The sequence below is a fragment of the Pseudonocardia bannensis genome (assembly GCF_012911875.1).
GTDB classification, from domain to species: domain Bacteria; phylum Actinomycetota; class Actinomycetes; order Mycobacteriales; family Pseudonocardiaceae; genus Pseudonocardia; species Pseudonocardia bannensis.
On record NZ_JAAXKZ010000163.1, the window covers coordinates 1 to 10,709 of the forward strand.

A 10,709-nucleotide genomic window follows, 5' to 3' on the forward strand; every position below is an offset into this window, starting at 1 on the left:
CGAGGCCGGCGCCCAGCCCGCCGACGTGCAGCCGGCCCAGGCCACGGCGTCCGACGGCTGGGCGCCGGCCTCGTCCGCGACGATCCACCCCGGCGTACTGACCGTCACCGAGGGCGGCGGGCGCCGGAACCCGGGGAGGCCCCCGCCGGGCTCGACGTCCCGACCGAGCCGTTCCTCCGCGTGGAGGCCGTGGGCCACCAGCATCGCGAACCGGTCGAGAACGAGAGGCCGACCGGACCGATGGACCTCGCCGCCGCGGCGCGACCGGAACGGGAACCGGCCGCCGGCGCCGAGCCGCGGCGCCGCAGGCACGCCCGCCCGGAGCCCGAGGACGAGGGAGAGCAGCTCTCGGCGTCGTCCGACCTGGCCGGCGTGCCGGCGCTGGCGTTCCTGATGGGTGACCCGATGGGACTGTTCAGCCCGGCGGAGAAACCCGGGCGGCACCGCCGTCCCGACTGATCCCCGGCGGGCTCGTCCGGGCCCGCAGCCAGCCCAGCAGGGCGGCCCGGCCGAGCACCGCGGGATCAGCGCCGAAGGGTTCCAGCGCGGACACCACCAGGGCGGCCCGGGGGAGCAGCCGCTGCCAGTCCCGGGCCCGCGCGAGTGGGTGGACGGGGTCGTCGCGCAGCCCGGCGATCCCAGCGGGGACGTCCAGCGTGCGCAGCGCCTGCGGGGTGGGCCCGGGCTCGGCTGCGGCCGCGTCGAGGGCGTCGGCCAGCCCTGCGCCGAAGCCCTGCCACGCGCGTGCGAGTTCGGCCGCCAGCCACGGCGGTGCGCCGGCCCGCGCCTGCTCGACGGCGGCCGCCACACCACCCCGACGGACCTGCGCGGCGGTCACCCGGGCGGCCAGCGCCGCGGGCGCGTCACCGGCCGGCCCGGTCCAGGCCGGGAGCGCGAGCAGCAGCCCCGCCAATGCGTTCGCGGCACCCGGGTCCTCGCCGAGTCGCTCGGCCGCCCACGCCGCCGCGACGTGCGCGCCGAGTGAGATCCCACCCACGAGCAGCGTGCCCACGGGCTTCCCGGTGGCCGGGTCGAGAGTGTCGTGGAGTGCCGCATCGAGCGCCGAACGGTAGCCGGCGATGAGATGTCCACCACGTTCCGGGGCGGGGGCGACCAGGGGGATGCCGAGAGCGGTCAGCGGCGCCGCGAAAACCGCCCTCACGAATCGGTCATCCGAGCCGGAACCCGGCAGAACGACGGCCGTCACTCCGCTCGGCGAGAGCGCCGTACCGCCGCCCGCGGCGAACTCCGGAATCGTCGACACGCGCGGGCTCCGTTCGCAGCACAGGCGTCCTTGCAGGGGCACGTATCAGGTTTCCCGCGCGTTACGATTTGCAGGGTAGCGGCCGAGTCGCCGAGGACGGCCCGCGCCCGAGCAGCCGAGGAGAGAGATGGGCAGCACGGACGGTGGGTCATTCCGCCGTATGCTTCGCAAGCTGACCAGTGACGTCGAGACGCTGGACGCCGACGACCTGTCAGAGGACGCAGAGCGCTCCGGGGCGCAGCGTGCATGCGACTGCGCCTGCGGTCAGGAGGTGACCGTCCTGGGTAGGCTCCGCAGTGTGGAGTTCTGCCCACAGGAGGCGGACGCGTCCCTGGAGGCGGAGCTGTTCGACGGCACCGAGGGAGTGACGCTGGTCTGGATGGGCCGACGCCGGATCCCGGGCATCGAGCCCGGGCGGACGATGCGGGTTCGCGGGAGGATCTCCGTGCGCGACGGCCGCAAGGTGCTCTACAACCCGTATTACGAGATCTGCCAGGCGCAGTGACCGGTCCCCATCGCGCCGGCCGCGACGTCCACCACTCCGAGGACCCCACCGTGCGGATGCCGGTGGTCCCCGCTGCGCCGGACGAGCAGCCCGAGCGGGAGATGCCCACGATGCTCGAGCAGATGGGCGGAGTGGCCGGTATCGCCTACTCGACGGTCCCGGTCGTCGTGTTCGTCGTGGTCAACCTGATCACCGCGTTGCAGCCGGCCCTGATCGCCGCGCTCGCCACCGGGGCGGCCATCGCGATCTGGCGGCTCATCCGGCGCGAGGCGCTGCAACCCGCGATCTCCGGACTGATCGGGGTCGGGGTCTGCGCGTTCATCGCCAACCGCACCGGCGAGGCCCGGGACTTCTACCTGCCCGGCCTGCTCTACAGCGCGTTCTTCGGGCTGGCCTTCCTGGTCTCGGTGATCGTCCGCTGGCCGCTGGCCGGGGTGATCTGGCACGGGATCAACGGCGACGGTCACGGCTGGCGTAGCGACCCCCGGATGTTGCGCGCCTACACGTTCGCCAGCCTGCTGTGGGCGCTGGTCTTCGTGGCGCGCGTCGTCGTGCAGGGCTGGCTATACAACGCCGACGAGGCGAACTGGCTGGGCATCGCCCGGCTGGTCATGGGCTACCCGCTCCTCGGGGTCGCGTTGCTCGGCACGATCTGGGCCGTGCGCCGGGCCCGCCGGGTCCCGCAGCCGGCCGTCTGAGGCGGCCGGCGGCGCCGCCGGACCCGGTCACTGCTTGAGCGCCGCCCGGATCTCCTCCTCGACCACCGACGTCGCGACGAACAGCAGTTCGTCGCCCGGCTCGAGAGCGTCGTCGGCCTGCGGCACGATGACCCGCCCGCCGCGCAGGATGGCCACCAGCGCCGAGTCCTTCGGCAGCCGCAGCGACCGCACCGGCCGCCCGGCCAGCGGGGTGTCGGCCGGCAGCGTGACCTCGACGAGGTTGGCCTGGCCCTGCCGGAAGGTCATCAGCCGGACCAGGTCGCCGACCGCGACGGCCTCCTCCACGAGTGCGGCGAGCAGCCGCGGGGTGGACACCGCGACGTCGACACCCCAGTTGTCGTTGAACAGCCACTCGTTCCGCGGGTCGTTCACCCGCGCCACCACCCGGCGGACCCCGAACTCGGTCTTCGCCAGCAACGAGACCACCAGGTTGACCTTGTCGTCCCCGGTGGCGGCGATGACGACGTCGCAGCGCTCGAGCCCGGCCTCCTCGAGCGAGGCCAGCTCGCAGGCGTCGGCGTGCACCCATTCGGCCTTCTCGATGGTCTCGGGTTCGACGTTGGCGAGCTCGCGCTCGATCAGCATCACCTGGTGCTCGCTCTCCACCAGCTCGAGCGCGATCGAACGACCGACCGCACCGGCTCCCGCGATCGCCACCCGCATCCGGATCAACCCTCCTGGGGCGGGGCTGCTGCCGCCGCCGTCACATCGCTGACCGTGCCGGACACCGCCGCCACGTAGACCGTGTCCTCGGCCTGTACCGCAGTGTCCGCCTTCGGCAGCACTCCGGTCCCGAACCGGACGATGAACGCCACCCGGGATCCCGTCGCCTCCTCCAGCTCGCGCACCGGGCGCCCGATCCACTCCTCGTGGATGGGCAGCGGCAGCACCGCCACGGTGCCGGACGGTTCGCGCCACGCGGTGGCCACGCCGTCGGGCAGCAGCATCCGCATCAGCCGGTCCGTGCTCCACGGCACCGTGGCCACGGTCGGGATGCCGAGCCGTTCGTAGACCGCGGCGCGCTTGGCGTCGTAGATGCGGGCGACGACGCGCTCGATGCCGAAGCTCTCCCGGGCCACCCGGGCGGCGATGATGTTGGAGTTGTCGCCGCTGGACACCGCGGCGAAGGCCTGTGCCTTCTCCACCCCGGCCTCGATCAGGACGTCCCGGTGGAAGCCCATTCCGACGACCTGCCGGCCGCGGAAGTCGGGGCCGAGCCGGCGGAACGCCTGCGGGTCGCGGTCGATGACGGCAACCTCGTGACCGAGTCGCTCGAGGCCGGCCGCGAGCGACGCACCGACGCGCCCGCATCCCATGATCACGACGTACATCGCGGTGCCCTCCTAGTGGCGTCTACCCCGATGACCAGGCACCGTAGCCCGCGGGCGCGAACGCTATCGCGTTGCATGCCGCGTCGCAGGAGCGCATAGGCTGCCGTCGTGTCCAAGCTCGCCGTCGCGGTGAAGCGGATCGTGGTCGGGCGCCCGCAACGGAGCGACCGTCTGTCCCACAACCTGCTCCCGAAACGGATCGCCCTCCCGGTGTTCGCCTCCGACGCCCTGTCGTCGGTCGCGTACGCCCCGGAGGAGATCTTCCTGATGCTGTCGGTGGCCGGGATCACCGCCTACGCGTTCGCGCCGTGGGTGGGCCTCGCCGTCGCAGTCGTGCTCATCACGGTGGTCACCAGCTACCGGCAGAATGTGCGCGCCTACCCCTCGGGAGGTGGCGACTACGAGGTCGCCACGAAGAACCTGGGCCGGTACGCCGGATTGACGGTCGCGTCGGCGCTGCTGGTCGACTACACGCTCACCGTCGCGGTCTCGATCTCGGCGGCCGCGGCCAACGTCGGCGCGCTGGTCCCGTTCGTCGCCGAGCACAAGGTCGGGTTCGCGGTGACGGCGATCGTGCTGCTCACCGCGGTGAACCTGCGCGGTCTGCGGGAGGCCGGGACGGCGTTCGCGCTGCCGACCTACGCGTTCATGATCGGCGTCGGATCGATGGTCGTGTGGGGACTGACCCGCGTCCTGCTCCTCGGTGACGACGTCCGCGCCGTGAGCGCCGACCTGGAGCTGGTGGGAGAGGCCGACGCCCTCACCGGCCTCGCGCTCGTGCTGCTGCTGCTGCGCAGCTTCACCCAGGGGTGCGCCGCGCTGACCGGCGTCGAGGCGATCGCGAACGGGGTGCCGGCGTTCCGGAAGCCGAAGGCGGAGAACGCCGCGAAGACCCTGACGATGCTGGGTGTGATCTCGGTGAGCCTGTTCCTCGGGCTGATCGCACTCGCGAACCTGACCGGCGTCAAGATCGCCGAGAACCCCGCCCACCAGTTCCCCGACGCCCCTCCGGGGTACGTGCAGCAGACCCTGGTGGCCCAGCTCGCCGACGCGGTGTTCACCGACTTCCGGCCCGCCTACTTCTTCGTCGTGGTGGTGACGGCGCTGATCCTGGTGCTGGCCGCGAACACCGCGTTCAACGGCTTCCCGGTGCTCGGCTCGATCCTGGCCCAGGACCGCTGGCTGCCCCGGCAGCTGCACACCCGAGGCGACCGGCTGGCCTTCTCCAACGGGATCGTGCTCCTGGCCGGCTTCGCGATCCTGCTCGTGATCGGCTTCCAGGCCGAGGTGACCCGGCTGATCGCGCTCTACACCGTCGGGGTGTTCACCGCGTTCACACTGAGCCAGACCGGAATGGTCCGGCACTGGCAGCGCCTGCTCGCCACCGAGACCGATCCGGACGAGCGGCGCCGGATGCACCGCGCTCGAATGATCAACGGCTTCGGGGCGGTGATGACCGGGCTGGTGCTCGTGACGGTCCTGATCACCAAGTTCACCCGCGGTGCGTGGATCGCGATCGCCGCGATGGCCGCGTTCTTCCTGCTGATGACCGCCATCCAGAAGCACTACGACCGGGTCACCGCAGAGCTGGTGGCCGGCGAGTCCGACGCCGTGCTCCCCTCGCGCAACCACGCGATCGTGCTGGTCTCGACGCTGCACAAGCCGACGCTGCGCGCGGTCGCCTACGCCCGCGCCACCCGGCCGGACGTGCTGGAGGCGGTGACCGTCAACGTCGACGACGCCGACACCAAGCGGCTGGTGGCCGACTGGGGCAAGCGCAAGCTGCCGGTCCCGCTCAAGGTCATCGAATCGCCCTACCGGGAGATCACCAAACCGGTGCTCGACTACGTGAAACGGATCCGCAGCGACAACCCGCGCGACGTGGTGACCGTGTTCATCCCCGAGTACGTGGTGGGCCACTGGTGGGAACAGATCCTGCACAACCAGAGCGCGCTGCGGCTCAAGGGCCGGCTGCTCTTCCAGCCCGGAGTGATGGTGACCAGCGTTCCCTGGCAGCTCGAGTCCTCGGAGCGGGCGGCGCGGCGGCGCCCGCAGACCGCCCCCGGCATGACCCGGCGGGGCTACCCCTCCCTCGCGCAGCTGCCCGGTGAGCCGGCCGGCCCCGGCGGCAACGGCGAGCGGACCCCGGTGAGTCAGGACGGCCGTGGCTGAGCGGCTGGACTGGACCGACCGGGTCCTCGACCTGGAGGTCGGGCCGATCGCGCACGGCGGGCACTGCGTCGCCCGCTTCGGCGATGGGCATGGCCGCGTGGTGTTCGTCCGGCACGCGCTGCCCGGCGAGCGGGTGCGCGCGGTGGTCACAGAGGACGCCGGCGGGGCGTTCTGCCGCGCCGACGCGATCGCCGTGCTGCGCCCCGCCCCGACGCGGGTCGAGGCACCGTGCCCGTGGGCCCGGGCGGGCGGCTGCGGGGGCTGCGACCTGCAGCACGCGACCCCTGCCGCCCAGCGCGCTCTGAAGGCCGACGTGGTGCGCGAGCAGCTGCGCCGGCTCGCCGGCATCGACCGCGAGGTCGAGGTCGAGGAGCTGCCCGGTGGGGCTCTGGGGTGGCGGCAGCGGGTCCGGCTCGCCGTCGACGACGAGGGCCGCGCCGGCCTGCGCGCCCACCGCAGCCATGAGGTGCTGCCCATCGCCGACTGCCTGCTCGCACCGGCGGGAACCCTGCCGCCGCTGCTGGCTCACCGGTTCACCCCGGGCAGCGAGGTGGAGGTCGCCGTCGACGCGGACGGGGTGGTGCACACCGACAGCGACGACACCGCCGGGACGGCCGGGCGCACCGTGCAGCGCGCCGCCGGCCGGGAGTGGATGCTCTCGCCGGGCACCTTCTGGCAGGTCCATCCGGCTCTCGCCGACACCCTGGCCACCGTCGTCGGGAAGTGGGCCGACGCACCGCGCGGTGGGACCGCGTGGGACCTCTACGGCGGGGTCGGGCTGTTCGCCGCGGTGCTTGCCGGGCAGGTCGGTCGCGACGGCGTGGTGACCGTCGTCGAGTCCTCGCGGCGTGCGGTCGAGGACGGCCGGGCCGCGCTCGCCGACCTGTCGCAGGTGGACTGGCGGGTCGGCCGGGTCGAGCGGGTGCTGAGCGGGCTCACCGGCCGGCCGGACGTCGTGGTGGCGGATCCGCCGCGCAAGGGCCTGGGTGCGTCGCTGGTCGACGCGTTGTGTGCCCGCGCGCCCGAGCGGGTCGTTCACGTCGCCTGCGATCCGGCGGCCCTGGCGCGCGACGTCGCGCTGTTCGCCGAGCGCGGCTACCGGCTGGCCGAGCTGCGGGCGTTCGACGCGTTCCCGATGACCCATCACATGGAGTGCGTCGCGCTGCTGACCCGCACCTGACGCCCCACCCCGCGAGTCGGCACTCTCGGGAGCGCGAATCGGCGTTTCAGGAGGGTGGGTCGGCGGTATCGCGCCGTGGGGTCCGGCACCACGCCGTTGTGGCGTCCGGGCCGGTGCCCCGGGCCCACGGCAGATTCCCTGCGACGATGATCGGCGGTGCCGCGGATGGTCCGCCGGCGCGATCGGAGGTGGCCGGTGGGTGGGCTCGCAGCGCACGTCGAGGACTGGGCGCCGGGACCGGTGCAGTCCTCGGCACGGCTGGATCGCTGGCCGTCCGACGCGTTCGCCGGGGTGCTCGACCAGCCGTCGCCGATCCACGCGTCCGGTGACCCGCTCCCACCTCTGTGGCACTGGTTCCACTTCCTCGACCACCCCGCGCAGGCCGAGCTCGGCGAGGACGGCCATCCGGCGGCCGGGCACTTCCTGCCGCCGATCCCGGACCGGCGGCGGATGTTCGCCGGAGCACGACTCGAGGTCCGCGAACCGATGCGCATCGGCGAGGAGATCGTCCGCCGCTCCGTGCTGGCCGACGTGACGCCCAAGCAGGGCCGCAGCGGGGACATGCTGTTCGTGACGGTCCGCCACGAGTTCCTGCGCGACGGCTCGGCCGTGGTGGTCGAGGAGCAGGACATCGTCTACCGCAGCCAGCCGGCGGGGGAGCAGCGTGGTGGGCCGCCCGTGCCGGCGTCCGCCGAACCGGGACCGGCGCCGGCCGGGGCCTGGCGGGCCCGCCTCGATCCGGACCCGGCCATGTTGTTCCGGTTCAGTGCCCTGACGTACAACACCCACCGCATCCACTACGACCGGCCCTACGTCACCGGGGTCGAGGGCTACCCGGATCTGGTGGTGCACGGCCCGCTGCTCGCGCTGCTGCTGCTCGAGCTGCCCCGCCGGCACGCCCCGGACCGCCCGGTGACCGGCTTCGCGTTCCGGTTGAGCCGACCGGCTTTCGCCGGCACGCCGATCGTCGCCGACGGCGTGCCCGGGCCCGGGCCGGACGTGGAGCTCAGGGCGGGTGTACCGGGGCAGCCCCCGTCGATCACCGGGACGGGGCGGCTGGGCGCAGCGCGCCCCTAGCAGCCGTGGCCGCGGCCCGCCCAGCCGGGCGGGCGGTTCGACGGCGCCGGTAGGTCCCCGGCACGATGCACCGGGGAAGCGTACGGACAAGGTTGGATAGAGGATCGTGACGACGTCCATTCAGCAGCGGATCGCCGACGAGCTCGGCGTGCGCCCGCACCAGGTGGCCGCGGCCGTCGACCTGCTCGACGGCGGTGCGACGGTGCCGTTCATCGCCCGGTACCGCAAGGAGGCCACCGGCACCCTCGACGACACCCAGCTGCGCACGCTGGAGGAGCGGCTGCGCTACCTGCGTGAGCTCGAGGACCGCCGCGTCGCCGTGCTCGACTCGATCCGCAGCCAGGGCAAGCTCGACGAGGCCCTGGAGGCGCAGGTCCTCGCCGCCGACTCCAAGGCCCGGCTCGAGGACATCTACCTGCCCTACAAGCCCAAGCGCCGCACGAAGGCGATGGTGGCGCGGGAGAACGGCCTGGAGCCGCTCGCCGACACGCTGCTGAACGATCCGGCGCAGGACCCGCAGGCGGTGGCCGCGGGGTACCTCAACGAGAACGTGGCCGACGTCGCCGCGGCGCTCGAGGGTGCCCGGTCCATCCTCGTCGAGCGCTTCGCCGAGGACGCCGACCTGATCGGCGGGCTGCGCGAGCGGATGTGGACCAGGGGCCGGCTGGTCTCGAAGGTCCGCGAGGGCAAGGAGACCGCGGGGTCGAAGTTCTCCGACTACTTCGACTTCTCCGAGCCGTTCACCAAGCTGCCCAGCCACCGGATCCTGGCGGTGCTCCGCGGGGAGAAGGAGGAGGTGCTCGACGTCGCGCTCGAGCCCGACGAGACGCCCGCCGAGCCCGGGGTGCCCACCGACTTCGAGCGCACCATCGCCGCGAACTTCGGCATCGCCGACCAGGGCCGGCCGGCCGACAAGTGGCTCGGCGACGTCGTGCGCTGGGCCTGGCGCACCCGGATCCTGCTGCACCTGGGCATCGACATCCGGGTCCGGCTGCGCACGGCCGCCGAGGAGGGCGCGATCGCGGTCTTCGCGACGAACCTGCGCGACCTGCTGCTCGCCGCCCCCGCCGGCACCCGGGCGACGATGGGTCTCGACCCGGGGCTGCGGACCGGTGTGAAGGTCGCCGTGGTCGACGCGACCGGCAAGGTCGTCGCCACCGACACGGTGTACCCGCACGAGCCGCGCCGGGACTGGAACGGGGCGCTCGCGACCCTGACCAAGCTGGCCGCGACGCACGGCGTCGAGCTCATCGCGATCGGCAACGGCACCGCGTCGCGGGAGACCGACAAGCTGGCCGGTGAGCTCGTCACGAACAACCCGGGGCTGAAGCTGACCAAGGTGATGGTCAGCGAGGCCGGTGCGTCGGTGTACTCGGCGTCGGCCTACGCCTCGGCCGAGCTGCCGGACCTGGACGTGTCGGTGCGCGGCGCGGTCTCGATCGCGCGGCGGCTGCAGGACCCGCTGGCCGAGCTGGTGAAGATCGACCCGAAGTCGATCGGCGTCGGGCAGTACCAGCACGACCTGCCCGAGTCCGCGCTGTCCCGCTCGCTCGATGCGGTCGTCGAGGACTGCGTGAACGCCGTCGGGGTCGACCTCAACAGCGCCTCCGCGCCGCTGCTGCGCCGGGTCTCGGGGATCACCGAGTCGCTCGCGGCGAGCATCGTCGGCCACCGCGACGCCAACGGGCCGTTTCGTACCCGTGCCGCCCTGAACGACGTGCCGCGGCTGGGCCCGAAGGCGTTCGAACAGTGCGCAGGCTTCCTGCGCATCCGCGGGGGCGACGAGCCCCTCGACGTCTCCGGGGTGCACCCGGAGGCCTACCCGGTGGTGCGGCGGATCGTCGCGAAGTCCGGCGGGGACGTCGCGACCCTGCTCGGCAACGCGCCGAAGCTGGCGTCGCTGCGCCCGAAGGACTTCGTCGACGACAGGTTCGGGCTGCCGACCGTCACCGACATCCTCGCCGAGCTGGAGAAGCCCGGTCGTGACCCGCGGCCGGCGTTCCGGACCGCGACCTTCGCCGAGGGCGTCCACAAGATCTCCGACCTGCGGCCGGGGATGCTGTTGGAGGGTGTCGTGACCAACGTCGCGGCCTTCGGCGCGTTCGTCGACGTGGGCGTCCACCAGGACGGTCTCGTCCACGTCTCGGCGATGTCGAAGAACTTCGTGTCCGACCCGCGCGAGGTCGTCAAGTCCGGGGACGTCGTGAAGGTCAAGGTGCTGGACGTCGATGAGGCCCGCAAGCGGATCTCGCTGACCCTGCGCCTCGACGACGAGCCGGGCGCCGGCAAGGGGCGGCGCGGGAACGAAGACCGCGGCGACCAGCAGCGCGGCGACCAGCAGCGCGGGGGAGAGCGGCGCGGGGGAGAGCGGCGAGGCGGGGACCGCGGTGGCCCGCGCGGGAACGGCAAGCGCGGCGGGGACAACCGCGGCGGCGGGAACGACCGCCGCGGTGGCGGTGAT

General features: G+C 73.2%; 11 protein-coding genes. 7 read left to right on the forward strand and 4 right to left on the reverse strand.

From position 1 onward, the window contains the following. Positions 1 to 204: hypothetical protein (locus HF519_RS30700; protein ID WP_211170666.1), on the reverse strand; the 204-nt coding region annotated here is incomplete at its 3' end. Positions 205 to 240: 36 nt separating this feature from the next. On the opposite strand from HF519_RS30700, the gene HF519_RS27335 reads away from it, so the two are divergent. Then, the gene (locus HF519_RS27335; protein WP_211170667.1) at positions 241 to 459 is read left to right on the forward strand and encodes a hypothetical protein; all 219 of its coding nucleotides are present in this window, start codon (positions 241 to 243) and stop codon (positions 457 to 459) included. Here the strand turns inward: HF519_RS27335 and HF519_RS27340 are convergent. Then, entirely contained in the window at positions 416 to 1,162 is a 747-nt protein-coding gene (locus tag HF519_RS27340) for an alpha/beta hydrolase (protein ID WP_312860384.1), read from the reverse strand. The two genes, HF519_RS27335 and HF519_RS27340, sit on opposite strands and share 44 nt — an antisense overlap. Positions 1,163 to 1,391: 229 nt before the next feature. Between HF519_RS27340 and HF519_RS27345 the strand changes: the two genes are divergently transcribed. Beyond that, the gene (locus tag HF519_RS27345; protein WP_169415869.1) at positions 1,392 to 1,769 is read left to right on the forward strand and encodes an OB-fold nucleic acid binding domain-containing protein; all 378 of its coding nucleotides are present in this window, start codon (positions 1,392 to 1,394) and stop codon (positions 1,767 to 1,769) included. Then, the gene (locus tag HF519_RS27350; RefSeq protein WP_312860385.1) at positions 1,766 to 2,467 is read left to right on the forward strand and encodes a DUF3159 domain-containing protein; all 702 of its coding nucleotides are present in this window, start codon (positions 1,766 to 1,768) and stop codon (positions 2,465 to 2,467) included. Before HF519_RS27345 ends, HF519_RS27350 begins: the two co-directional genes overlap by 4 nt. A gap of 27 nt (positions 2,468 to 2,494) precedes the next feature. Here the strand turns inward: HF519_RS27350 and HF519_RS27355 are convergent, their stop codons facing one another. Continuing rightward, the gene (locus tag HF519_RS27355; protein ID WP_169415870.1) at positions 2,495 to 3,151 is read right to left on the reverse strand and encodes a potassium channel family protein; all 657 of its coding nucleotides are present in this window, start codon (positions 3,149 to 3,151) and stop codon (positions 2,495 to 2,497) included. Between the two features lie 5 nt (positions 3,152 to 3,156). Then, positions 3,157 to 3,819, reverse strand: coding sequence for a potassium channel family protein (locus HF519_RS27360; protein WP_169415871.1), 663 nt, complete (start codon positions 3,817 to 3,819; stop codon positions 3,157 to 3,159). Positions 3,820 to 3,927: 108 nt separating this feature from the next. On the opposite strand from HF519_RS27360, the gene HF519_RS27365 reads away from it, so the two are divergent. The 4 genes from HF519_RS27365 to HF519_RS27380 all read left to right on the forward strand — a co-directional run. Then, positions 3,928 to 5,991 (forward strand): APC family permease, encoded by a 2,064-nt coding sequence (locus HF519_RS27365; protein ID WP_169415872.1) that lies wholly within the window; start codon positions 3,928 to 3,930, stop codon positions 5,989 to 5,991. Then, positions 5,984 to 7,171: a class I SAM-dependent RNA methyltransferase gene (locus tag HF519_RS27370; protein ID WP_312860386.1), complete on the forward strand. Its 1,188-nt coding sequence runs from the start codon at positions 5,984 to 5,986 to the stop codon at positions 7,169 to 7,171. Before HF519_RS27365 ends, HF519_RS27370 begins: the two co-directional genes overlap by 8 nt. 195 nt (positions 7,172 to 7,366) lie before the next feature. Continuing rightward, positions 7,367 to 8,248: an HTD2 family dehydratase gene (locus HF519_RS32600; protein ID WP_312860387.1), complete on the forward strand. Its 882-nt coding sequence runs from the start codon at positions 7,367 to 7,369 to the stop codon at positions 8,246 to 8,248. A 106-nt stretch (positions 8,249 to 8,354) separates the two neighbouring features. Continuing rightward, the coding region (locus tag HF519_RS27380) for a Tex family protein (RefSeq protein ID WP_169415873.1) at positions 8,355 to 10,709 on the forward strand (2,355 nt) is incomplete at its 3' end.